At 62.5% G+C, this 22,012-nt stretch carries 25 protein-coding genes; 6 read left to right on the top strand and 19 right to left on the bottom strand.

The annotated features are described in order from the left end of the window. Window positions 1–223: 223 nt before the first annotated feature. The 9 genes from thrC to ffh all read right to left on the bottom strand — a co-directional run bounded on the left by thrC (window position 224) and on the right by ffh (window position 8,475). Window positions 224–1,618: a threonine synthase gene (thrC, locus tag K6T12_RS06065; protein WP_222220501.1), complete on the bottom strand. Its 1,395-nt coding sequence runs from the start codon at window positions 1,616–1,618 to the stop codon at window positions 224–226. A 15-nt stretch (window positions 1,619–1,633) separates the two neighbouring features. Beyond that, on the bottom strand, window positions 1,634–2,929 hold the full coding sequence (locus tag K6T12_RS06060) for a homoserine dehydrogenase (RefSeq protein WP_222220499.1): 1,296 nt from the start codon (window positions 2,927–2,929) through the stop codon (window positions 1,634–1,636). Between the two features lie 162 nt (window positions 2,930–3,091). Further along, window positions 3,092–3,826 carry a DsbC family protein gene (locus K6T12_RS06055; RefSeq protein ID WP_222220497.1) on the bottom strand — a complete coding sequence of 245 codons (735 nt, stop codon included), beginning with the start codon at window positions 3,824–3,826 and terminating at the stop codon, window positions 3,092–3,094. Window positions 3,827–3,896: 70 nt separating this feature from the next. Beyond that, entirely contained in the window at window positions 3,897–4,805 is a 909-nt protein-coding gene (gene xerD / locus K6T12_RS06050; protein WP_390879079.1) for a site-specific tyrosine recombinase XerD, read from the bottom strand. 121 nt (window positions 4,806–4,926) lie between these two features. After that, window positions 4,927–5,283 (bottom strand): 50S ribosomal protein L19, encoded by a 357-nt coding sequence (gene rplS / locus K6T12_RS06045; protein ID WP_222220495.1) that lies wholly within the window; start codon window positions 5,281–5,283, stop codon window positions 4,927–4,929. A gap of 22 nt (window positions 5,284–5,305) precedes the next feature. Then, window positions 5,306–6,055 (bottom strand): tRNA (guanosine(37)-N1)-methyltransferase TrmD, encoded by a 750-nt coding sequence (gene trmD, locus K6T12_RS06040; RefSeq protein WP_222220493.1) that lies wholly within the window; start codon window positions 6,053–6,055, stop codon window positions 5,306–5,308. Window positions 6,056–6,058: 3 nt separating this feature from the next. Further along, window positions 6,059–6,592 carry a ribosome maturation factor RimM gene (gene rimM, locus K6T12_RS06035; protein WP_222220491.1) on the bottom strand — a complete coding sequence of 178 codons (534 nt, stop codon included), beginning with the start codon at window positions 6,590–6,592 and terminating at the stop codon, window positions 6,059–6,061. Between the two features lie 17 nt (window positions 6,593–6,609). Beyond that, window positions 6,610–6,861, bottom strand: a complete 252-nt coding sequence (gene rpsP / locus K6T12_RS06030) for a 30S ribosomal protein S16 (RefSeq protein WP_222220489.1) — start codon at window positions 6,859–6,861, stop codon at window positions 6,610–6,612. 186 nt (window positions 6,862–7,047) lie between these two features. Next, entirely contained in the window at window positions 7,048–8,475 is a 1,428-nt protein-coding gene (gene ffh, locus K6T12_RS06025) for a signal recognition particle protein (protein WP_222220487.1), read from the bottom strand. Between the two features lie 198 nt (window positions 8,476–8,673). Here ffh and K6T12_RS06020 point away from each other — a divergent pair, with 198 nt between their 5' ends. From K6T12_RS06020 to K6T12_RS06010, 3 genes are all read left to right on the top strand, one after another. Next, window positions 8,674–9,468 carry a cytochrome C assembly family protein gene (locus K6T12_RS06020; RefSeq protein WP_222220485.1) on the top strand — a complete coding sequence of 265 codons (795 nt, stop codon included), beginning with the start codon at window positions 8,674–8,676 and terminating at the stop codon, window positions 9,466–9,468. Window positions 9,469–9,484: 16 nt separating this feature from the next. Then, window positions 9,485–9,739 carry a zinc ribbon domain-containing protein gene (locus tag K6T12_RS06015; RefSeq protein WP_222220483.1) on the top strand — a complete coding sequence of 85 codons (255 nt, stop codon included), beginning with the start codon at window positions 9,485–9,487 and terminating at the stop codon, window positions 9,737–9,739. Window positions 9,740–9,843: 104 nt separating this feature from the next. Beyond that, on the top strand, window positions 9,844–11,124 hold the full coding sequence (locus K6T12_RS06010) for an HlyC/CorC family transporter (protein ID WP_222220481.1): 1,281 nt from the start codon (window positions 9,844–9,846) through the stop codon (window positions 11,122–11,124). 103 nt (window positions 11,125–11,227) lie between these two features. Here the strand turns inward: K6T12_RS06010 and K6T12_RS06005 are convergent, their stop codons facing one another. Genes K6T12_RS06005 through K6T12_RS05990 form a run of 4 tightly spaced genes read right to left on the bottom strand, consistent with a single transcriptional unit; the run spans window position 11,228 to window position 12,912 of the window. Continuing rightward, window positions 11,228–11,557, bottom strand: a complete 330-nt coding sequence (locus K6T12_RS06005) for an MTH1187 family thiamine-binding protein (protein WP_222220479.1) — start codon at window positions 11,555–11,557, stop codon at window positions 11,228–11,230. Continuing rightward, window positions 11,557–11,739 (bottom strand): DUF1289 domain-containing protein, encoded by a 183-nt coding sequence (locus K6T12_RS06000; RefSeq protein ID WP_222220477.1) that lies wholly within the window; start codon window positions 11,737–11,739, stop codon window positions 11,557–11,559. The genes K6T12_RS06005 and K6T12_RS06000 overlap by 1 nt, the downstream gene beginning before the upstream one ends. A 3-nt stretch (window positions 11,740–11,742) precedes the next feature. Further along, the gene (locus tag K6T12_RS05995; RefSeq protein ID WP_222220475.1) at window positions 11,743–12,267 is read right to left on the bottom strand and encodes a gamma carbonic anhydrase family protein; all 525 of its coding nucleotides are present in this window, start codon (window positions 12,265–12,267) and stop codon (window positions 11,743–11,745) included. A gap of 45 nt (window positions 12,268–12,312) precedes the next feature. Continuing rightward, on the bottom strand, window positions 12,313–12,912 hold the full coding sequence (locus K6T12_RS05990; protein WP_222220473.1) for a CoA pyrophosphatase: 600 nt from the start codon (window positions 12,910–12,912) through the stop codon (window positions 12,313–12,315). Window positions 12,913–13,367: 455 nt separating this feature from the next. Here K6T12_RS05990 and K6T12_RS05985 point away from each other — a divergent pair, with 455 nt between their 5' ends. Continuing rightward, window positions 13,368–13,904, top strand: a complete 537-nt coding sequence (locus tag K6T12_RS05985) for an NUDIX hydrolase (protein WP_222220471.1) — start codon at window positions 13,368–13,370, stop codon at window positions 13,902–13,904. 942 nt (window positions 13,905–14,846) lie between these two features. Then, complete coding sequence (locus tag K6T12_RS05980) at window positions 14,847–15,740, top strand: DMT family transporter (protein ID WP_222220469.1); 894 nt, start codon at window positions 14,847–14,849, stop codon at window positions 15,738–15,740. An 18-nt stretch (window positions 15,741–15,758) separates the two neighbouring features. On the opposite strand, the gene K6T12_RS05975 is transcribed toward K6T12_RS05980, so the two are convergent. From K6T12_RS05975 to K6T12_RS05950, 6 genes are read right to left on the bottom strand one after another with little or no spacing between them, the layout of a single operon-like run. Then, window positions 15,759–16,070, bottom strand: coding sequence for a Nif3-like dinuclear metal center hexameric protein (locus K6T12_RS05975; protein ID WP_222220467.1), 312 nt, complete (start codon window positions 16,068–16,070; stop codon window positions 15,759–15,761). Between the two features lie 10 nt (window positions 16,071–16,080). Beyond that, window positions 16,081–16,542 (bottom strand): hydrogenase maturation protease, encoded by a 462-nt coding sequence (locus K6T12_RS05970; protein ID WP_222220465.1) that lies wholly within the window; start codon window positions 16,540–16,542, stop codon window positions 16,081–16,083. Next, window positions 16,539–17,831 carry a Ni/Fe hydrogenase subunit alpha gene (locus tag K6T12_RS05965; RefSeq protein ID WP_222220463.1) on the bottom strand — a complete coding sequence of 431 codons (1,293 nt, stop codon included), beginning with the start codon at window positions 17,829–17,831 and terminating at the stop codon, window positions 16,539–16,541. The genes K6T12_RS05970 and K6T12_RS05965 overlap by 4 nt, the downstream gene beginning before the upstream one ends. Next, window positions 17,815–18,612 carry an NADH-quinone oxidoreductase subunit B family protein gene (locus K6T12_RS05960; RefSeq protein WP_255611594.1) on the bottom strand — a complete coding sequence of 266 codons (798 nt, stop codon included), beginning with the start codon at window positions 18,610–18,612 and terminating at the stop codon, window positions 17,815–17,817. Before K6T12_RS05960 ends, K6T12_RS05965 begins: the two co-directional genes overlap by 17 nt. Beyond that, a complete protein-coding gene (locus tag K6T12_RS05955; RefSeq protein WP_222220461.1) occupies window positions 18,612–19,448 on the bottom strand; it encodes an FAD/NAD(P)-binding protein in 837 nt (278 codons plus the stop codon). The genes K6T12_RS05960 and K6T12_RS05955 overlap by 1 nt, the downstream gene beginning before the upstream one ends. After that, window positions 19,439–20,551 (bottom strand): 4Fe-4S dicluster domain-containing protein, encoded by a 1,113-nt coding sequence (locus K6T12_RS05950; protein WP_222220460.1) that lies wholly within the window; start codon window positions 20,549–20,551, stop codon window positions 19,439–19,441. Before K6T12_RS05950 ends, K6T12_RS05955 begins: the two co-directional genes overlap by 10 nt. Before the next feature lie 208 nt (window positions 20,552–20,759). Between K6T12_RS05950 and K6T12_RS05945 the strand changes: the two genes are divergently transcribed. After that, window positions 20,760–21,509 carry a sulfite exporter TauE/SafE family protein gene (locus K6T12_RS05945; RefSeq protein ID WP_222220458.1) on the top strand — a complete coding sequence of 250 codons (750 nt, stop codon included), beginning with the start codon at window positions 20,760–20,762 and terminating at the stop codon, window positions 21,507–21,509. Window positions 21,510–22,012 lie beyond the last annotated feature (503 nt).

Here is a 22,012-nt window from a genome sequence, read left to right as displayed (position 1 = left end):
GCAATAATAAGGCTCTTCGCACTTTAGCGGGAAAACCTCGAACCAGTTGGTTACAGCAGAATTACCAAGCCAGGTAACAGCAAGAGGAAGGCGCGCGCCGCTTAGCCAGGCAATCCGGCGACGCTGCCCCAGTAACCCAAACTATAAAAAATCCAATAAAAAAACCCGGCGCCAGCCGCCTGTCGGCGCGAGCTAACCGGGTTTTCCAGCCGCACAGGGCGGATCAGTTGCGGTGTACGTGGCTGGCGACGAACTGCTGTACGGTGGCCAGGTCGTTGGCCAGCACTTCGACACGCTCCTCGCGCTCGAACAGGTCGGTCAGGTGAGCCGGCAGCTGCGGACTTTCCAGGCCGGCCTTGACTACCGGTTCCGGGAACTTGACCGGATGAGCGGTCGCCAGGGTGATCATCGGCACGCTGGCATCGCGGTTGCATTCGCGGGCCGCCTTGACGCCGATCGCGGTGTGCGGGTCCAGCAGATAGCCGGTCTGGGCGTGCACGTCCTTGATCACCTCGCAGGTGGTTTCGTCGTCCACCGCGTAGCTGTCGAACAGCGCGCGGACCTTATCCCAGCGGGCGCCGTCCAGCTGCACCGCTTCAGCCTTGAAGCGCGCCATCAGCTGGTCGATCGCCGCGCCGTCGCGGTCGTAGACGTCGAACAGCAGCCGCTCGAAGTTGGAGGAGACCATGATGTCCATCGACGGCGACAGGGTGTGCTTCAGCTCGCCCTTGGACATGTCATTGCCGCTGATCACCCGGTGCAGGATGTCGTTACGGTTGGTGGCCACCACCAGCTGCTTGATCGGCAGGCCCATCTGCTTGGCCAGGTAACCGGCGAAGATGTCGCCGAAGTTGCCGGTCGGTACCGAGAAGCTGACCTCGCGGTGCGGACCGCCGACGGCCAGCGCAGCGGAGAAGTAGTAGACGATCTGGGCCATGATCCGCGCCCAGTTGATCGAGTTGACCGCGCCCAGTTTCAGACCGTTCAGGAAGCCCTGGTCGGCGAAGCTGTCCTTGACCATCTGCTGGCAGTCATCGAAGTTGCCTTCCAGCGCGATGTTAAACACGTTGTCGGCCAGAATGGTGGTCATCTGGCGACGCTGCACCTCGGACACCCGGTTATGCGGGTGCAGGATGAAGATATCCAGGTGCTCGCTGTGGCGGCAGCCTTCGATCGCCGCCGAGCCGGTATCGCCGGAGGTGGCCCCCATGATCACCAGGCGCTCGCCGCGTTTGGCCAGCGCGTAATCCATCAGCCGACCCAGCAGCTGCAGGGCGAAATCCTTGAACGCCAGGGTCGGGCCGTGGAACAGCTCCAGCACCCACTCGTTGGTACCCAGCTGCTGGACCGGCGCCACCGCGATATGGTTGAAGCCGGCGTAGGTGTCGTCGATCATCTGCTTGAGATCGGCATCAACGATGCAATCGGCGACGAACGGCTTGATCACCTTGAAGGCCAATTCGTTGTACGGCAGGCCGGCCCAGGAGGCAATCTCCTCGGTGGAGAATTGCGGCAGGGTTTCCGGCACGTACAGGCCGCCGTCGCTGGCCAGGCCGGCCAGCAGCACGTCTTCGAAATTGAGAGCCGGCGCCTGGCCCCGGGTCGAGATATATTTCACGGTTAGCTCCTTCGCTTACAGCTGCTCAACGCGGATACGGGTTACCGCGCCGTTGATCGCGTCCAGCGCTTCGATCTGGGCGATGGCATCGTTCATTTTCTGTTCCTGCACCCGCTGGGTCAGGATGATCACCGGTACCTGCTCTTCGCTGGTCTCTTTCTGGATGATCGCTTCGATATTGATCCCCTGGTCGCCGAGGATCTTGGTGACCATCGCCAAGACGCCCGGCTGCTCGGCGGCCTGCATACGCAGGTAGTAGGCGGTTTCGGTCTGTTCGATCGGCAGCACCGGCAGGTCGGACAGCTGGCCCGGCTGGAATGCCAGGTGCGGCACCCGGTTGTCGCGGTCGGCGGTCAGCGTGCGCACCACGTCGACGATATCGGCCACCACCGCCGAGGCGGTCGGCTCGGCGCCGGCGCCGGCACCGTAGTAAAGGGTCTGGCCGACGGCATCGCCATCCACCAGTACCGCGTTCATCACGCCGTTAACATTGGCCAGCAGCGCCTGGGCCGGAATCAGGGTCGGGTGTACGCGCAGCTCGACGCCCTGCTCGGTGCGGCGGCTGACGCCGAGGTGCTTGATCCGGTAGCCCAGCTCTTCGGCGTACTGGACATCTTCCGGGGTGATCTGGCTGATCCCCTCGGTGTAGGCCTTGTCGAACTGCAGCGGAATACCGAAGGCGATGGAGGCCAGGATGGTCAGCTTGTGTGCGGCGTCGATCCCCTCGACATCGAAGGTCGGGTCCGCTTCGGCGTAACCCAGCGCCTGGGCTTCGGCCAGCACGTCGGCGAAATCGCGGCCCTTGTCGCGCATCTCGGTCAGAATGAAGTTACCGGTGCCGTTGATGATGCCGGCCAGCCAGTTGATCTGGTTGGCGGCCAGCCCTTCGCGGATCGCCTTGATTACCGGGATACCACCGGCCACTGCCGATTCGAAGGCGACCATCACGTTTTTCTTCTGGGCGGCCTCGAAGATCTCGTTGCCGTGCACCGCGATCAGCGCCTTGTTGGCGGTCACCACGTGCTTGCCGTTTTCAATGGCGGTCATGACCAGCTCGCGCGCCACGTCGTAGCCACCGATCAGTTCGACGACGATATCGATTTCCGGGTTGGACGCCACATCGAAAATATCGCGGCTAATCTGGGTGCCCTTGGTGTCGCAGTCCGGGTTGTCACGACGAGCGCCAATCTGTTCAACCACAATACGACGGCCCGCACGACGACTAATCTCGTCCGCGTTGCGCTTCAGAACATTAAAGGTACCGCCACCGACGGTGCCCAACCCGCAGATTCCAACTTTTACCGGTTTCAAGCCAACACCTCACGTCATCAAGTACGATCGAACCGGCCGCATCAGTATGCGCCGAGAAAAAAGAGCCCCATAGTATAGCGAAATCGCATTTTCAGCTCTATCGCCCACAGACAATAAAAAAGGAGGACAAAATCCTCCTTTTTTCCGTTCATTTTCAGAAAGTTATTCTATGCCAAGCATGGCACCGAGGCGGGCGGCGGGCATATAGCCCGGCACCAGGGTGCCATCCTCCAGCAGCAGCGCCGGTGTCCCGGTCACGCCAACCGACTGGCCCAGCGCCATCTGCTCCATTACCGGCGACTTGCAATCGAGCTCCTCGATCTTCTGGCCCGTTTTCACCTTGGTCATCAGTTCGGTGCGCGTGCCCGGCTCACCGCACCAGATGGAGTTCATCTTCTTGTAGGCCGGCGAACCGAAGCCGGCACGCGGGAACGCCAGGTAGTTGACCTGGACACCCATCTCGTTCAGCTTCGGCACCTCTTCGTGCAGCTTGCGGCAGTACGGGCAATCGACATCGGTAAACACATTCAGCGTCGCCTTGACCTCGCCCTCGGGCGCGAAGATCACCATGTCCTCTTCAGCCACCTGCTTGAGCTTTTCGGCCCGCTGGGCGGCCAGCTTCTTCTCGGTCAGGTTGACGAAGCCGTCCTGGTCGCTGTAGCGGTACATCTGGCCCACCACGAAGTACTCCCCCTTCGGGTCGGCATAGAGCACTTCGCCGCTGCCCAGGGTGACTTCGTACATGCCCGGCATCTGCGCTGGCTCCACCGAGACCACCGGAATCGATTTGTTCACCTTCTGCAACTGCGCGACGATGGTCTCCTCGGCGCTCGCGGCCGCCTGCAGGCTGGCAGTGATCCCCGCAAGCAGCAGGGCGGTCGACAATGTTTTACGCATGATTACTCTCTTTATAATTCCGGTTAGAGTACGGATTGACTGTTCGATGCGGAGTCGCGGCCAAAGTTCCTCAACCGCGCGGATGGTGTTCGCGGTGCAACGCCTGCAGGCGATGCTGAGCGACATGAGTATATATCTGAGTGGTGGACAGGTCACTGTGACCCAGCAACATCTGCACCACCCGCAAGTCCGCGCCATGATTCAGCAGATGGGTGGCGAAGGCGTGCCGCAGGGTATGGGGGGACAGCGGCTTGTCGATGCCGGCGGTCAGCGCGTGCTGCTTGATCCGGTACCAGAAGGTCTGCCGGGTCATCGGCCGGCCACCCCGCCCCGGGAACAGCACCTCGCCGCTGAGGCGCGGATCGAGCTGCGGCAGATAGCGCTGCAACCAACCGATCGCCTCGTCGCCCAACGGTACCAGCCGCTCCTTGTCACCCTTGCCCACAACCCGCACCACCCCCTGCTGCAGGTTCAGCTGCGACAGGGTCAGACCGACCAGCTCACTGACCCGCAGACCGGCGGCGTAGAGCAACTCCAGCATGGTGCGGTCTCGCAGCCCCAGCTCGGTCGACAGGTCGGGCGCCGCCAGCAGTGCCTCCACATCCCGCTCGGTCAGCGTCTTCGGCAATGCCCGGCCACGTTTCGGACTGTCGACCCGCAAGGTCGGATCCTGCGCCAGCCAGTTTTCGCGCAGCGCATAGCGGTAGAAACCGCGCAGACAGGAGAGCAACCGGGCGGTCGAACTGGCCTTGAGCAGCTCCCGGGCCCGCCAGGCCAGGTGCGCCTGCAAGGTCTCCCGGCCGACATCCAGCAGCCCATCACCATGCTGGTTGAGCCAGCAGGCGAAGTGACACAGGTCGCGCCGGTAGGAGGCCAGGGTATTCTCGGCCACCCCCTTCTCCATCCAGATACTGTCCAGATACTGTTCGATCAGCCGCAGATCGGCCTCGGCCGGCTGCAGCGCAGCGGTTCTAGCCACGCATACTCCCAAGTTGCGCTCTGTTTTTATCGAGCACTAACGCTATAGCAATCCACCGCCGGACGAAAGACACAAAAAAAGCGGCCAATGGCCGCTTTTTTCAATGCATCGCAAGAGAGGCTTAACCGAGCTTCTCTTTGATACGTGCAGACTTACCGGAACGCTCACGCAGGTAGTACAGCTTAGCCTGACGAACGTCACCGCGACGCTTGACAGTGATGCTGTCAACGGTCGGGCTGTAAGTCTGGAAAGTACGCTCTACACCTACACCGTGAGAGATCTTACGGACGGTGAAAGCAGAGTTCAGGCCGCGGTTACGCTTGCCCAGAACCACACCTTCAAACGCCTGCAGACGGGTACGGTTGCCTTCAGTTACCTTAACCTGAACAACAACGGTGTCACCCGGGCCGAATGCCGGCACTTCTTTGCTCATCTGTTCAGCTTCGATCTGCTGAATGATCAGGTTTTTGCTGCTCATCGCTCGCTCCTAATCCTAGTATTTAGCCGCCAGACGTCTCGGTCTCGCGGATATATTCGGTTAACAAAGCCTGCTGCTCGGCTGTCAGTTCCACGTTTTCCAGCAGGTCCGGCCGGCGTTGCCAGGTCCGCCCCAACTGTTGCTTCAGGCGCCAGCGCCTGATCTGTTCGTGGTTGCCGCTCAGCAGTACATCAGGTACCTGCATGCCGTCGAACTGTTCCGGCCTGGTGTAGTGCGGACAGTCCAGCAAGCCTTCGCAAAACGAATCCTCCGCCGCCGAATCCTGGTGCCCGAGTACGCCGGGAACCAGCCGGGAGACGGAATCGATCAGAGTCATCGCCGGCAGCTCGCCGCCGCTCAGCACAAAGTCCCCGAGGGACCACTCCTCATCGATCTCGGTCTCGATCAGGCGCTCGTCGATACCTTCGTAGCGCCCGGCGACCAGAATCAGTTTGCTATGCCCTGCCAGTTCCTGAACGCCGGCGTGATCCAGCTTGCGACCTTGCGGTGACAGATAGATCACTTTGGCATCGCCGCCCGCGGCCTGCTTCGCTGCATGAATGGCATCGCGCAACGGCTGCACCTTCATCAGCATGCCGGGACCGCCGCCGTACGGCCGGTCGTCGACGGTGCGGTGTTTATCCAGAGTGAAATCGCGCGGATTCCAGCTCTCGATCGCAACCAGCTCGTTGCGAACTGCCCGTCCGGTGACGCCGTAGCTTTTGATCGCTTCGAACATCTCCGGGAACAGTGTCACCACACCGAACCACACGGTTCAGAACTCCGGGTCCCAATCGACCCGCAGGGTACCTGCTTCCAAGTCAATTTCTTTGATCACCTGATCAGGCAGATAGGGGATCAGACGCTCGCGCTTGTCGATGCTGCCTGCACACTTTCTAACCACCAGCACATCATTCGAGCCGGTTTCAATCAGGTGATGCACCTTGCCCAGCAATTCGCCGGACAGGGTGTAAACGCTCAGTTTTTCCAGCTGGCTCCAGTAGTAGTCGCCCTCTTCCAGTTCCGGAAGACGGCTCTGTTCAACCGCGATATCCAGGTTGCAGTATTTGCGCGCCTGATCGCGATCGTCCACACCGGCCAGCCTGACGATGATGCCCTTGCCATGACGCTTGCCCTCAGCCAGCTTGACTTCCGTCCAGCGGCCATCGAGGTTCAGCAACCACGGCGAATAGTCCAGGATATTTTCCATCGGCTGGGTGTGCGAGAAGACCTTCACCCACCCCTTGATGCCATAGACGGCGGTGATACGACCCAGAACAGTCAATTTATCCGAAGACATATCACTCATATCCCGACCCGCACCACTTACTGAGCTGCTTTCTTAGCCTGTTTAACCAGGTCAGCGACACGGTCAGACAGCTGAGCACCTTTGCCCTGCCAGAACTCAACACGTTCCAGGCTCAGGCGCAGACGCTCTTCCTGACCACGAGCCAGCGGGTTGAAGAAACCCACACGCTCAATAAAGCGACCGTCACGCGCGTTACGTGAGTCAGCTACGGTGATGTGATAGAAAGGACGCTTTTTAGCGCCGCCACGAGACAAACGAATAGTTACCATGCGTTAGATCCCTTTATTGAGTGGGTTTTGGCATCGCCCACTGTTTGAATTACCGTACCGGGGACGGCCCTGAGACCTGCCCCGAAACGGGCCGAATAAAATCAAGGGCGGCAATTCTACGCGAATCCGCCGCCCTTTAGAAGCCTATTCCGACCAAAACCTAGCCAGATATTGGCCGATTGGCTGCTATTTCTTGAACGGGAAGCCGCCACCGCCCATGCCCGGCGGCAGACCACCGCCCGGCCCGCCCATACCGCCGCCCATGCCCGGCGGCAACATTCCCTTCATACCGCGCATCATCTTGCTCATGCCACCCTTGCCGGAGAACTTCTTCATCATCTTCGACATCTGCTTGTGCTGCTTGAGCAGGCGGTTGACGTCCTGGATCTGGGTGCCGGACCCTTTGGCGATACGCTTCTTGCGCGAACCGCTGATGATATCCGGGTTGCGACGCTCCTTCGGGGTCATCGAGTTGATGATCGCCTCCATCTGGACGATCCCCTTCTCGGCGTTGGCCGACTGGGCCGCCTCGGCCAGCTGACCCATGCCGGGCAGCTTGTCCAGCAGCCCCATCATGCCGCCCATGTTCTTCATCTGCTGGATCTGTTCGCGGAAGTCTTCCAGGTCGAAGCCCTTGCCCTTCTGGATCTTCTTGGCGAATTTCTCCGCTTTCTGCTGATCGATCTTGCGTTCCGCTTCCTCGATCAACGACAGCACGTCGCCCATGCCGAGAATCCGCGAGGCGACACGGTCCGGATGGAACGGTTCCAGTGCGTCGACCTTCTCGCCGACACCGATGAACTTGATCGGCTTGCCGGTGATATGGCGCACCGACAGCGCGGCACCGCCACGGGCATCGCCGTCCGCCTTGGTCAGGATCACACCGGTCAGCGGCAATACATCGTTGAAGGCACGGGCGGTGTTGGCGGCGTCCTGGCCGGTCATGGAGTCGACCACGAACAGGGTCTCGACCGGCTTGACCGCCTGATGCAGCCGCTTGATCTCGTCCATCATGTCGCTGTCGACATGCAGACGGCCGGCGGTATCGACCAGCAGCACGTCGTGGTGCTGGATACGGGCGTGCTTAATGGCGCCGTTGACGATATCGACTGGATCCTGATCGGCGCTGGACGGGAAGAAATCGACCTCGACCTCGGCCGCCAGGGTCTCCAGCTGCTTGATCGCCGCCGGCCGGTAAATGTCGGCCGACACCACCAGCACCTTCTTCTTCTTGCGCTCGCGCAGGAAACGCGACAGCTTGGCCACGGAGGTGGTCTTACCGGCACCCTGCAGGCCGGCCATCATCACCACCGCCGGCGGCTGGGCGGACAGATCCAACTCCTCGTTGGCCTCGCCCATCACCTTGACCATCTCTTCGTTGACGATCTTGACGAACACCTGGCCCGGCGTCAGGCTCTTGCTGACCTCCTGGCCGACAGCACGTTCCTTGACGCTGTTGACGAACTCCTTCACCACCGGCAACGCCACATCGGCTTCCAGCAGTGCCATGCGCACTTCGCGCAGGGTTCCCTTGATATTGTCTTCAGTCAGTTTGGCCTGACCGGTCACGGAGCGCAGCGTCTGCGTCAACCGTTCGGTAAGATTCTCAAACATGCGTACTCTCTGCTGATTGCCCCGAATGGCGCGAAGGCGCTGCCGGGCCTGAGAATGGTTCGGAATAACGCGACAGTATACAACAGCACCGGTTCCACTCACAGCGCCGCCGGCCCATTCCACGCCCCAGCGAAATATGCCACACTAGGCCGCTCAGGAATCGGCCCGGCCGCACGGACCACGGGCTCTGGAGGATCAATGCTGACGTTTTTTACCCTGCTGGCAGTGGCCTGTTATCTGATTGCCACCGGCATGCAATGGCAGATTCTGCAAAACTCCCGGCCACAGTCGCAGACCACCAAATGGCTGGGCGCGATCGGCTGGCTGTCGCACACCCTGTGCCTTTATCTCCAGTTACACCATCAGGGTGGGCTCGATCTCGGCCTGTTCAACGTGGCCTCGCTGATCGGCTGGCTGGTCGCCGGCATGGTATTGCTCAGCAGCCTGCGCCAACCGATCGACAACCTCTACCTGGGGGTGTTCCCGATGGCCGCAGCAACCGCCCTGGTCGACCTGCTGATACCGGAAAGCGGCGCTGCCAAACCCTACAGCGCCGGGGTGATCAGTCACATCCTGCTGTCGATCCTGGCCTACAGCATCTTCACCATCGCGGTGCTCCAATCATTGTTGCTGCAACAGCAGGAACGGGCGCTGAAGCATCACCACACCCGTGGCCTGGTGGCTACCCTGCCGCCGCTGCAGACCATGGAACAGCTGCTGTTCGAGATGCTCGGCACCGGCCTGGCGCTGCTGACCGGCGCACTGCTGACCGGCTTCCTGTTCTTCGAGGATTTCTTTGCCCAGCACCTGCTGCACAAGACCGTACTGTCATTGATTGCCTGGGTGTTGTACGCGGTACTGTTGGCCGGTCGCACGCTGTTCGGCTGGCGTAGCCGCACCGCTGTCCGCTGGACCATCGGCGGCTTCGCCACCCTGGCGCTGGCTTTTTTCGGTTCCAAGATCGTGCTGGAACTGTTCTTGCGCAGCCAATAACCGGAGCAGACCTGCCATGCCGACCTACGATTACCGCTGTCCGACCAACAACCGGGTGGTAGAGGTCCGTCACCGCATCAGCGAACAACTCAGTAGCTGGGGTGAACTGTGCGAACAGGCCGGACTGGAGGTGGGCGATACGCCGCCGGACAGTCCGGTCGAGAAGCTGGCCACCGGCGGCCAGGTCGTGCGTAGCGGCAGCCTGGGCGACAACAACCGCCCCTGCCAGATGGGCGCCCGCTGCGGCGGCGGTAGCTGTCCGCTCAACTGAAGCCGGAGATGATCAGCACGGCACGCCCCTTGAGCGTTTCCCTTGACAGGGCCCCAGGTGCAATTAAAAATGCCAACTCGCCCATATCTTAAGGTTCACTTGTCTTGGAAGACGCATCGATAGGCCTGTTATCAGGCATTCTCTGTTTCCTTATATTCTGTTCCGCTTTCTTCTCCAGTTCCGAGACCGGCATGATGTCGCTGAACCGCTACCGGTTGCGGCATCTGGTTAAGAAAAAGCACCGTGGCGCCCGCAAGGCCAGCAAACTGCTGGAGCGCCCGGACCGGCTGATCGGCGTGATCCTGATCGGCAACAACTTCGTCAATATCCTGGCCACCTCGATCGCCACCGTACTGGCGGTTCGCCTATGGGGCGACGCCGGTATCGCCATCGCCACCGCGGCGCTGACCCTGGTGATCCTGGTATTCGCCGAGGTCACCCCGAAAACCCTGGCAGCACTGCATCCGGAACGGATCGCCTTTCCGGCCAGCTTCCTGCTGCAGCCGCTGTTGAAACTGAGCTATCCGCTGGTCTGGATCGTCAACGGCATCACCAATAGCCTGTTGCGGCTGTTCGGCGTCAAGGTCAACGAGGGCAACAGCCACCACCTCAGCACCGAAGAGCTGCGCACCCTGGTTAACGAGGCCGGCGCGCTGCTGCCGCAGACCAACCAGTCGATGCTGCTCGGCGTACTGGAGCTGTCCGAGGTGACCGTTAAAGACATCATGATCCCGCGTAATGAGGTGTTCGGTATCGACCTGGAAGATGATATCGACACCATCATCCAGCAGCTCGGCGCGTCGGATCACACCCGCCTACCGGTCTACCAAGGCGACCTGAACAAGGTGGTCGGCCTGCTGCACATGCGCAACCTGGCGCAGATTTTCCATACCGGCAAGGTCACCAAGGCGGCAATCATGCAGGTGATCCGAGAGCCCTATTTCGTGCCGGAGAGCACCCCGCTGCAGACCCAGCTGCTCAATTTCCAGAAGCAGAGTCGCCGCATGGGACTGGTGGTCGACGAGTACGGCGACATCCTCGGCATCGTCACCCTGGAAGATATTCTAGAGGAGATCGTCGGCGAACTGTCGGCGCAGAACCGCGAAGACAGCCAGGGGATCCATCCGCAGGAGGATGGTAGCTACTTTATCGACGGCAGCGCCTATATCCGCGAAGTCAATAAGGCCCAGGACTGGCAGCTGCCGACCGACGGCCCGAAAACCCTTAACGGCCTGATCACCGAAACCCTGGAAGCGATCCCGGACGCCAACGTCTGCCTGCAGCTGGACAACTACCGGATCGAAACCCTGCAGATCAACGACAACCTGATCAAGACCGTACGGATCACGGTGCTGGAATCGGCCGGCGCCGACGAGGAAGATTGACGGAAAAGTTATGAGTTAACAGTGGTGAGTTGACAGTTGGAAATTGACAGTAGCGAGCCTTACCGAGCCACTGTTAACGTACAACTGTAAACTCCCGTCTTACTTAAGGCATATAGGTGTCGTCCGGCACCTTGCGGCCCAGCTTCTGTTCGACACTACGTACCTTGTCGGCCATGTTCTGTTCGCGGTCGGTGCGGGTACCGATCCGCATCGAGCTGCTGATCCGCGCGGCGCCCATCTGATGCACCACCTCGTGGCAGCGCTTGACCGCCGCAAACACCGCATCCCAGTCACCCTCGACATTGGTGCCGTAGGCATGCATCTGGTGCGCCAGGCCGGCTTCCTCGAACACCCGCTGGCAGGCGGCGACATGCTCGGACACCGACAGGCCGACGCCGATCGGCACCACGCAGAGATCGATCATCACGTGCATCAACGCACCTCCTCACCCCGTTCGCAACGGGCCACCTTGCGCATCACGTCGCGCTTCTGTTCATTACTGAGCACGCCCCATTCTGCGATCTCGATGCCGCTGCGGTGGCAGGCGATGCAGATATCATTCTCATCCAGCGCACAGACGCTGACGCAGGGACTGCGGACCGGTTGTTCGTTCACCCATTACTCCTGAATCTGGAAACCGCGGTTATAGCGGCGCATATTCTCGACATAGTGATAGGCGTTGTCGATCAAGCCCTGCCGCTGCTCGTCGCTCAGGGTGCGCTTGACCTTGCCGGGCGAGCCGACCACCAGCGAACCGTCCGGCACCTCCATCCCCTCCGGGATCAGCGCGTTGGCGCCGATCAGGCAACCCTTGCCGATACGGGCGCCGTTCAATACCACCGCACCGATACCGATCAGCGAGCCGTCACCGACCGTACAGCCGTGCAGCATCGCCTGGTGGCCGATGGTCACGTCACGGCCCAGGGTCAGCGGAAAACCGGGGTCGGTATGCAGTACCGCACTGTCCTGCACGTTGCTGCCCTCGCCGATGACGATCAGGTCGTTATCGCCGCGGATCACCACGTTGAACCAGACACTGCTGCGATCGTGCAGCTGAACCGAGCCGATCACCGTGGCGTTGTCGGCCACGTAATGCTCGCTGCCGAGCAGCTCGACCCGCCGCTCCTCCAATGAATACAGCATCGCTGCCTCTCCTTCCGTTATCCTGTTGCGCGCGCCGGCAGGGGCTCAGCCCGCCAAGTCACGATGTTCGGGCCGCGCCCGCAGCGGTATCCGGGCGTCGAACGCCAGGTTCATCAGCTCGCCCAGCACATAGGCGGTCAGCCCCCAGATCAGGAACTCCTCATAGCGCCAGGCGGGAACTTCATGTATCAGCCCATTGGAGCGGATACTGTGGGTGCGAAAATGCTGCTGTTCCAGGAAGAAGCTGACCGGCACCCGGAACACCGCATCCAGTTCGCCGGGATTCGGCTCCAGCTCCACCTGCTGCGGCACGATACCGACATAGGGGGTCACCTGCAGGCGGTGCTTGGACATTACCTGGCCGAGCGGACCAAGTACCTCGACCAGCTCCGGCGCCAGGCCGACCTCCTCCTGGGCCTCCCGCAACGCGGTATAGAGCAGGTCGGGGTCGGTCTCATCATGCTTGCCGCCGGGAAACGCCACCTCGCCACTGTGGGTGGACAGCTTGGCGGCACGGCGGGTCAGGATCACTTCGGGATCGACGGGGTGATCAGTCAGCGCCACCAGCACGCCGGCTTTCTGACCGTCGCTGCGAAAGCGGATCGGCTGATGTTGTTGTACGCGTTCTCTGAGTTGGCGAATCATATCTCTGATTTAACTACTGAACTTACCTGATCATACCTAGGGTCTGGCGAAAAGTTGAGCGCCGAATGGTCAGTCCGTGTTACTTGTTGTCGAGCCGTGGCTGACTCTACAATGGCAGGGGCGGGCAACGACCGGGCAAACCCTGCCAGCAACGGGCCCGCCGCAAACGCCTTAGAGCCTGTTCACGATCTTGTGCCAATTGCGTTGTCGCCGCAAAGAGCGCCAGGCAAGGCACGAGATGCGACGTTTAGTTACTCTAAATGAGCGTCGAGCAACGCCGTATGGTGCTTTTTGCGGCACAACCCGAAGGGACGGGGCTCTTTTCGCGCATTGCTGCGTCACTCGTCCCTTATGTACAGCAAGTACACTACGCTCCTCGTTTCTTGCACTGCGCGAAAAGAGCCTCCGTCGCAGCAGGCAAAAGATCGTGAACAGGCTCTTAGAAAGGATAGATGATGAAATTCTGCAGCCAGTGCGGTAGCCAGGTCGAGCTGATGATCCCCGAGGGCGACAACCGGCCCCGCCACGTCTGCAGCGCCTGCAACACCATCCACTACCAGAACCCCAATATCGTTGCCGGCTGCCTGCCGGTGCATGGCGACCGGGTACTGCTGTGCCGCCGCGCCATCGAACCGCGCTACGGTTTCTGGACCCTGCCGGCCGGCTTTATGGAAAACGGCGAAACGGTCGAGCACGCCGCCCGCCGCGAGACCCGCGAGGAGGCCTGCGCCGAGGTCGAACTGCTGCAGTTGTATACCGTCACCTCGATCACCCACGTCAACCAGGTGCAGATGCTGTACCTGGCCCAGTTGGCCCGCCCCGAATTCGGCGTCGGCGAGGAGTCGCTGGAGGTGGCGCTGTTCGACGAGACGGAGATCCCCTGGGACGAATTGGCGTTCGAGACGATCCGCAATGCCCTGCAGTTCTATTTCGAGGACCGCAAGCGGGGCGAATTCCCGACCCGCCACGTCGAGATCCACCGCAACCGCTAAAGCCAACGCGCTGAAGGCCTGCCAAGTTGTTGCCGGACGTTTCACTCCCAGCACGCGCGCGGTTCTACGCATTGCTATCGCGCCAGGATAATCCCCGTCTGAATAAGCATCGTCGGCTGATGCAAAGCTGTGCCTGGCACAGGCTTTAAACCACAGCTTATCCACAGCCCCATTCTAAAACCTGCCCAACAGGATCGATTTCCGGTACCGCTGTTAACAAGCGGATGACATCCGGATGTCGAATTCATGTAAAAAAACTACAAATCAAGTCTTGACGGCTCATCGGAAAAGCATCGGAACAATCGGCGAAGGCCCTTGACATATGGGGCCTGGAGGCATTTTCAGCGGATGCTGAAAAATCCACCAGCAAAGCCGTAGTGCCCGAAAACGGGCGGTGGCGACAGCTATTCTAAGGTTACTCCCACGTTACCCCACAAGTTACCCACAGAAGCCGTGGATAACCCGGTTATTCACAGCTGCAAGCTGCAAGCTGCAAGCTGCAAGCTGCAAGCTGCAAGCTGCAAGCTGCAAGCTGCAAGCTGCAAGCTGCAAGCTGCAAGCTGATAACAGCATATTGGCGCTTGGCGGGGTGCAAGCCCGCAGGACTGTTGATTGCCATGCGAGTCGCGGCAACCGAGCGCCATCGCCAGCGTTCAGCCCCTATGCTTGACCGCAGCTTCAGAACGGGCGCATGATGCGAGTTCACTGAATTGGAAACCCTTATGATTCATCGTCCCTACCACCGATTTGCTGCAACCGTCCTGCAGGCCCCAGTGGCCCGCTGGCTGCGGCCGTCCGCGGTCGGGAATTGACCGGTTCCAGTCAGTAACCGGGTTTCCGAGGCCGCAGCGCTCCCGCCTGCGGCCTCTTTATTTATGGGCCGGGGAGGCTGCGCCAGCGACGGAAACAGGGAGTTCTCATGAGCGACAAGGAGCGACACAGATGTCCGTACCAACCGCCTATCTGGCTGTACTGGTAATCTGGGCCACCACCCCGCTGGGCGTGGCCTGGAGCAGTGAAACCGTTCACCCGCTGATGGCCGCCTGGCTGCGCATGGCGATCGCCGCGCTGTTGGGCTGGCTGCTGGTACGCGCACTGCGCCTGGAGCTGCCATGGCACCGCAGCGCGCTGCGCTCCTATGGCTACGCAACCCTGGGGATATTCGGCGCCATGAGCGCCACCTATGTGGCAGTCCGTTACATCCCCTCGGGTCTAATCTCGGTGGTGTTCGGCCTGTCGCCGGTGATCTCGGCCCTGCTCGCCCAGCCGTTACTGCGCGAAGCACCGCTGGCAGCGCACCGTTGGCTGGCCTGTGCCGTCGGTCTGGCGGGGCTGGGCTGGATCTTTCTCGACGGCGCCACCGTCAATGGCGACAGCTGGCCCGGCTTCGCGCTGCTGCTGCTGGCGGTGGTGCTGTTCAGCCTGAGTGGCGTGTTGATCAAGCGGGAGGCACTGGATATCCACCCGCTGTCCCAGACGGTCGGTGCGCTGATCATGAGCCTGCCCTGTTACGGCGCGCTCTGGCTGCTGCTCGACGGCCAAGCGCCCACACTGGATTTCAGCAGCCATTCACCCTGGGCGATCCTCTATCTGGCGATATTCGGATCGCTGGTCGGCTTCGTCAGCTATTTCCACATCCTGAGCCGCCTGCCGCCGAGCACCGTGGCACTGGTCACCCTGATGACGCCGGTTTTCGCATTGATGCTCGGCAGCTGGCTCAACAATGAACTGGTGACGGCGAGGGTCTGGGCCGGCACCAGCGTGATCATCGCCGGCCTGGCACTGTTTTTCTGGGGCGACCGGTTATACCAGCTACGCCGGCCGCAGAGGGCCTGAAGCGGGTGGAGTTCTACCCTAGAACTCCGCCAGCCGCCAGACGTCGTAGGCCACCTCCTCATAGGGGTGGGCCTGCTTCAGGGTCGCCACCGCCTGGGCGATCCGGTCATCGGCGCAGACCATCTCCACCTTCCACTCGGTCAACTGTTCCACTTCGCCCTGCTGGCCGATATGCGGGTTGCTGCCGGCCAGCGGCCGGAACTGGCCGATCCCCCGGGTCTGCCAGCAGCAGCAGTCGTAATCACCGATCTTGCCGACACCGATGTCGAACAACGCACGCTTGACCGCATCAAGGTTTTCGTCGGGCACAAAAAAGCACAATTTATACACGGCAGGTTTCCTACTCAGTAGACCGGTTGTTGGCGGTCAGCCATTGCTCGACCTGGGCACAGGCCGGCTCGAGCGCCGCCTCGATCGCCGGACTCAGCTCCGCCATCGGCTGCACCTGTTGCAGTTGGCAGAGCAGCAGTTGCAGCGGCGGCAACGGCTTGCCCAGCGCCGTCGCCAACTGTAGCGAGTCGAGCAGGCCGATGCCATGGCTGTCGCCCGTTGATGCGGCGACCGAGGGCAGCTGATCGGGTGTCAGCCAGAGCAATTGCCCCGGCGGCAGGCCGGCATCGACCGCATCGACCAGCAGCGTCGGCCGCTCCGGCGACAGTTGCTGCAGCAGGCCGGGACCGGGCCGGTCCAACGCGGTCAGCTCCAGGCCGGCGGGCACACCGGCGGCCACCAGCCGTTGCAGCAATACCCAGCCAAAGCGGTCATCACCGTGGGGCGAGCCGATCGCGATAATCTTTGTCATGGCCGATCCAATTTGAGGTTCAGGAAATGGGTGGCGCATGAGATACAGGGGTCGTAGTTGCGGATCACCTGCTCGCAGAGCTGACGCAACTCTGCCACCGGTCGGTCGAGTCCGTATGCCTCCAGCGCATGGTGCAGGTCCTGCTCGATGCGGGCCTGGTTCTGGCTGGTCGGCGGCACGATCCGGGCACTGCGTACCAGGCCCTCGCCATCCAGCTCATAGCGGTGCCACAGCAGGCCGCGCGGCGCCTCGCTCCAACCGCAACCGACGCCGGCACGCGGCTGCACCTCGACGGCCGGCCGATCCGGCAGCTGGTAGCTTTCCAGCAGGCGGGCGGCCTCGCTCAACGCCCAGCAGATCTCGATACCGCGCGCCAGCATGCTGTCGAACATATCCTGCGACGGAAAATTGCTGAGCGTTCCATTCAAGGCGCAATCGCAGTCGGTCGCCAACTGGCCGGCATTGAGGTTCAAGCGGGCCAGCGGACCGACCAGATAGGGCTCGCCATGCAGCTGGCTCCAGAGCGCGGTGGAGTGCGGCGCCTGGAACTCTTCAAAATGGTCCGGGTACTGCGCCGGCTTCAGTGCCAGGCTGCCGCTGCTGACCAGTGCGCCGTTGTCGATCGCGTAGCCCTGCGGGCTGCGCAGCGCCACCGAAGTGAAGCTCTGCGGATAGCGCGGCCGCTCGATACTGGCCAGCCACTGCACCATCTGCGCCGCCTCCGGCAGCGCCGCGTGCAGCCGCTCCAGTATCCGCCCCACCTCGCCGGGGTCCGGCGCCCGGTGAAAGCCGCCGACCCGGATACCGACCGGGTGCACCGAGCGGGCGCCGAGCAGCCGCATCAGGTCGTTGCCCAGCGCCTGCAACCTGAGCCCGCGCCCGATCTGCTCCGGGTAGTCCCTGGCCATCGCCACCCCGCTGTCGTAACCGAAAAAGTCCGGCAGCGCCAGCAGGTGGATATGCAGCGCGTGGCTTTCGATCCACTCGCCGCAATAGAGCACCCGGCGCATCGCCGCCACCCAGGGGCCGACCTCGACCCCGAACAGACTCTCCAGGGCGTTGACCGCACTGGTCTGGTAGGCCACCGGGCAGATACCGCAGATCCGCGCCACCAGGTCCGGCAGCTCGTCGTAGTGGCGCCCCTCGAGGAACTTCTCGAAGAAGCGCGGCGGTTCGTAGATCCGCAACTGCAGCTTCTTGATCCGCTTCTTGCGGATCTTCAGCTCCAGCGCGCCCTCCCCCTCGACCCGCGCCAGGATCGGCACATTGAGATCAACTTTGCGCGCCATCGTCGGCCTCCTTGCGGTGTTGCGCTTCAAAGGCGGTGCTGTGGATCAGTTTGAAGCGGCGCCGGCTCGCCGCGCGGCTCAAACCGATCCCCTCGAACCAGCGGCCCAGCGAGGCGGCGTTAGGCAGCTCCGACGGGCCGTAGCAACCGTAGCAGTCGCGGCCGAAACGGGGGCAGAGCGCGCCGCAGCCGGCCCGGGTGACCGCGCCCAGGCAGGGCTGGCCGCTGGCCACCAGGGTGCAGACATTGAGATTGCGCTTGCACTCCAGGCAGACCTTCTCACTCTGCTCGGCCGGCTTCACACCGCGCAGCAGGGCATTGAACAGCGCCACCAGCTGGCGCGAGTTGATCGGGCAGCCCCAGAGTTCGAAGTCCACCTTGACGTGCTGGCGGATCGGCGTCGATGTCGCCAGGCTGTCGATATACTGCGGGCTGGCGTAGATCGCCTGGCACCAGTCGGCGCCGTCGTCGGCATAGTTGCGCAGCGCCTGCACACCGCCGCTGGTGGCGCAGGCGCCGATGGTGATCAGATAGCGGCTCTGCCGGCGGATCCGCTGAATCCGCTCGCGGTCATGGGCGGTAAACACGCTGCCCTCGACAAAGGCGATATCCGCCTCGGCCGTCTCGTCGACCACCCCCATCTCGGCGAAATGGACCACCTCCAGCTGCGCCAGCAACGTCAGCAGGTCGTCGCCCATGTTCAGGAACGCCAGCTGACAGCCGTCGCAGGAGCTGAACTTGTGCACCGCCACCCTGGGTTTGTCGGTCATCATGTCGGCCATCAGACGCCCCTCCGGCCGAGCCGGTCGGCGATCTGGCGGTAACTGAATACCGGCCCGTCGCGGCAGATGAAATCGGCGCCGTACTGGCAGTGGCCGCAGAAACCGAGCGCGCACTGCATATTGCGCTCCATGCTCAGGTAGATATCGTCACCGGCCAACCCCTGCCGGCGGAGCCCCTCGCTGGCCGCCTTCAGCATCCCCTCCGGCCCGCACAGCATGGCGATGCTGCGCGCCGGCACCAGCTCCAGCCGTTCCAGCAGGTCGGTGACCCGGCCATGGTGAAACGGCCACAGCGGCCCGCCCTGATCGGCGGCGATCAGCACCTCGGTATTGGGCAGCCGACTCCAGTAGTCGTAACGTGCACGCCAGATCAGGTCGTCGGCATGCTTGACCCCCTGGATGATGGTCAGCCGGCCGAACTGCTCGCGCCTGAGCAGCACGTAGTTGATCACCGCCACCACCGGCGCGCAGCCCAGCCCGCCGGTGACAATCAGCAGGTCGCGTCCCTGCGCCTGGGCCATCGGCCAGCCGCGACCGAACGGCCCACGCAGACCGATCTGCTGGCCCGGCTGCAGTTTCGCCAATCCCTCGGTGACCCGGCCGACCACCCGGATGGTATGGTCGATCAGGGTTTCGTCCTGGGGGTCGGAGACGATCGAGATCGCCACCTCGCCGACGCCGAACAGATAGAGCATATTGAACTGGCCGGGCTGGAAGCTGTAGGCCCGCTGCTGTTGCGGATCGACCAGCCGCAGGCGCAGGGTGAAGATGCTGGGCGACTCCTGCACTCGGTCGATCACCTCGGCGCTAACCGGCAGTTGCGGATTCAGTTGCATGGCGGCTCCTTCATCAGGGCGTCGGCTTCGACGACCAGGTCGATCCCCACCGGGCACCAGCTGATGCAGCGTCCGCAACCGACACAGCCACTACGGCCGTACTGCTGCTGCCAGCTGTCCAGTTTATGAGTCAGCCATTGCCGGTAGCGGCTGGCGATATCGGGCCGCACCTGGAAGCCGGCCAGATAGGCGTGACCGTCGCCGAAGCAGGAGTCCCACTCGCGCTGCTGGCCGGTATAGCGGAACTCCAGACTGGCCAGCGGCTGCTCGCGGTGGCAGAAACAGGTCGGGCAGACCTGGGTACAGTTGCCGCAGGCCAGGCAGCGCTCGGCCACCGCCTGCCAGTGGGGATGCGCATGGCGCTGCTGCAGATCGCCGGCGGCGATGACCGGCAGCCGGCGCGACTGGCAGGCCACCGCCGCCTGGTGCTGGTCGGCCTGCTGTTGCAGCATCGTCTCGGTCACCTCACTCAGCGGCAGCTGGTTGGCCAGCTGCCGGCCACGTTCGCTGCCGACCTGCAGCAGGAAGCCGTGGTCCAGCTCGGTCAGACAGAGGTCGTAGCCCTGCTCGGCGCTGGGACCGTCGCCGGTGGAGGCGCAGAAACAGGTGTCGGCCGGTGCGTTGCAGTTGACCGCCACCAGCAGCAGGCCGCGACGGCGGGCGGCGTAGGCGTCGTCGGCCAGGTCATCGCGCAGGAAGTGGCGGTCCTGCAGTTGCAGCGCCGCCAGATCGCAACTGCGCACGCCGAGCAGCGCCAGCGGCTGTGACGGGCGCTCGGGGGGCTGGAAACAGAGCGTGCCGTCGGCTCGCTGTTCGGACCGCCAGAGGGTTTCACGTGGCGCGAACAGCAGCGGTTTCAATGCCTGGGGGCCGTTGACGATATCGAACCAGCGCGCCGACTCGCTGGTCTGCAGCCGGTAATAGCCCGGTGCCTGCTCCGCCTGCTGGCGGCGCGGCAGCTGGTCGGTCGATTCCAGTTCGAGAAACTGCAGCGCGCCGTCACGCAGTTGCGGACCGAGCAGCCGGTAGCCGTCGGCCCGGATCAGCTCGATCAACCGCTGCAAGTCGGCCCTGGCCAGAAACCCTGTCGCCGGTTGCCCCATCGCGGCACTCCTTCTTTGGATCGCCACTACAGCCTAGTCAATTTTATGCCCCTTCGGAGAGCGGCAAGCGATATCGAAGCGGAACACGGGACAGATAGCAGGCAGCGGCTTTTCCGGTTCATGAGGCCTCCCCTATCCTGTCGCCATCCGGCTGCAAGTCTGATCAGGACTCCTGCCCTCGGCCGCCGCCTTGGGATACACTGCGCCGATGCTTGAAATTACCCTCGCCTCCGCTCTGATCCTGATCGCCGCCGGCACCCTCGGCTGGCTGTTCAGTTCGCTGGCCGCCGGCGGCGGTGCGCTGCTGAGCATTCCGCTGTTGAACCTGGTATTGCCGTTGCGCCTGGTGGCCCCGGTACTCTGCGTCGGTTCGGTAATCGGCGCCCTGCACCGTGGCTGGCTGTACCGGCAACAGGTCAACTGGTCGATCCTGGCCTGGCTGCTGCCCGGCATCATCAGCGGCGCGCTGCTCGGCAGCTGGCTGTTCAGCCGGATCAGCCTGCCCTGGCTCAGCGGACTGGTGGCGCTGTTCCTGATCGTCAACGGACTTAACGACTACCTGTTCAAGGGCCGCTTGAGTTTCCCGATGCGGCTGGCCTGGTTTCTGCCGGCCGGTTTCGCCACCGCGTTGCTGTCGGCGCTGATCGGCGCGGTCGGCCCGGTGATGAACCCGTTCTACCTGAACTACCGGGTGGAGAAGGAGGAGATGATCGCCACCAAGGCGATCAGCACCCTGCTGATGCAGCTCAGCAAACTGGCCGGCTATCTCTGGTTCCTGCCTGATATCGGCCATTGGTTGGCGCTGGGGGTGTTGTTGGGGATAGGTGCGGTGTTCGGCAACCGGCTCGGCCAAGCGGCACTTAAGCGGATCAGTCGGGAGCAGTTCCGCCATATCGCCAGCGCCCTGCTGGTACTCAGCGGCATGATGATGCTTATTTCAATGCTGGGTAGTGCTTAGCGGCGACAAACGAAAGTCGGTGCCAATTCCGCTCGCTCGCGAAGCGAGCTGCTACGGAGCACGGCGTCCGTAGCAGCGGGCTCTGACCGCGACAGGCCTTGGCACGGTCCGAAGGTGTCGCCCTCGGAGCGGGCTGCTACGGAGTACGGCATCCGTAGCAGCGGGCTCTGACCGCGACAGGTTAGCATGGTCCGACGGTGTCGCCCTCGAAGCGGACTGCTACGGAGCACGGCGTCCGTAGCAACGGGCTCTGACCGCGACAGGCCTTGGCACAGTCCAACGGTGTCGCCCTCGAAGCGGACTGCTACGGAGTACGGCATCCGTAGCAGCGGGCTCTGACCGCGACAGGCCTTGGCACAGCCCGAAGGTGCCGCCCTCGAAGCGGGCTGCTTGTATCTCTCGTTGATGGGTGATTAGCTACCGCCCATCGCAAGGAGCCGGTGAGCCAGGCGGGCTGCGAAGTCGAAAAGACTGCCCTGTAGATGAGGCCCCGGCTCCTATTC

This window comes from Marinobacterium arenosum (assembly GCF_019795155.1).
Classification (GTDB): Bacteria; Pseudomonadota; Gammaproteobacteria; order Pseudomonadales; family Balneatricaceae; genus Marinobacterium_C; species Marinobacterium_C arenosum.
The sequence above is the reverse complement of the archived record's forward strand: the minus strand, read 5'-3'. Positions and strand labels throughout refer to the sequence as shown.

Bases quoted from the DNA above. Each gene is read 5' to 3' on its own strand.
- K6T12_RS06055 (WP_222220497.1), bottom strand. From the start codon at position 3,826: ATGCGTAAAACATTGTCGACCGCCCTGCTGCTTGCGGGGATCACTGCC.
- rplS (WP_222220495.1), bottom strand. From the start codon at position 5,283: ATGAGCAGCAAAAACCTGATCATTCAGCAGATCGAAGCTGAACAGATG.
- rimM (WP_222220491.1), bottom strand. From the start codon at position 6,592: ATGAGTGATATGTCTTCGGATAAATTGACTGTTCTGGGTCGTATCACC.
- rpsP (WP_222220489.1), bottom strand. From the start codon at position 6,861: ATGGTAACTATTCGTTTGTCTCGTGGCGGCGCTAAAAAGCGTCCTTTC.
- ffh (WP_222220487.1), bottom strand. From the start codon at position 8,475: ATGTTTGAGAATCTTACCGAACGGTTGACGCAGACGCTGCGCTCCGTG.
- K6T12_RS06020 (WP_222220485.1), top strand. From the start codon at position 8,674: ATGCTGACGTTTTTTACCCTGCTGGCAGTGGCCTGTTATCTGATTGCC.
- K6T12_RS06015 (WP_222220483.1), top strand. From the start codon at position 9,485: ATGCCGACCTACGATTACCGCTGTCCGACCAACAACCGGGTGGTAGAG.
- K6T12_RS06005 (WP_222220479.1), bottom strand. From the start codon at position 11,557: ATGCACGTGATGATCGATCTCTGCGTGGTGCCGATCGGCGTCGGCCTG.
- K6T12_RS05995 (WP_222220475.1), bottom strand. From the start codon at position 12,267: ATGCTGTATTCATTGGAGGAGCGGCGGGTCGAGCTGCTCGGCAGCGAG.
- K6T12_RS05990 (WP_222220473.1), bottom strand. From the start codon at position 12,912: ATGATTCGCCAACTCAGAGAACGCGTACAACAACATCAGCCGATCCGC.
- K6T12_RS05985 (WP_222220471.1), top strand. From the start codon at position 13,368: ATGAAATTCTGCAGCCAGTGCGGTAGCCAGGTCGAGCTGATGATCCCC.
- K6T12_RS05980 (WP_222220469.1), top strand. From the start codon at position 14,847: ATGTCCGTACCAACCGCCTATCTGGCTGTACTGGTAATCTGGGCCACC.
- K6T12_RS05970 (WP_222220465.1), bottom strand. From the start codon at position 16,542: ATGACAAAGATTATCGCGATCGGCTCGCCCCACGGTGATGACCGCTTT.
- K6T12_RS05965 (WP_222220463.1), bottom strand. From the start codon at position 17,831: ATGGCGCGCAAAGTTGATCTCAATGTGCCGATCCTGGCGCGGGTCGAG.
- K6T12_RS05960 (WP_255611594.1), bottom strand. From the start codon at position 18,612: ATGGCCGACATGATGACCGACAAACCCAGGGTGGCGGTGCACAAGTTC.
- K6T12_RS05955 (WP_222220461.1), bottom strand. From the start codon at position 19,448: ATGCAACTGAATCCGCAACTGCCGGTTAGCGCCGAGGTGATCGACCGA.
- K6T12_RS05950 (WP_222220460.1), bottom strand. From the start codon at position 20,551: ATGGGGCAACCGGCGACAGGGTTTCTGGCCAGGGCCGACTTGCAGCGG.
- K6T12_RS05945 (WP_222220458.1), top strand. From the start codon at position 20,760: ATGCTTGAAATTACCCTCGCCTCCGCTCTGATCCTGATCGCCGCCGGC.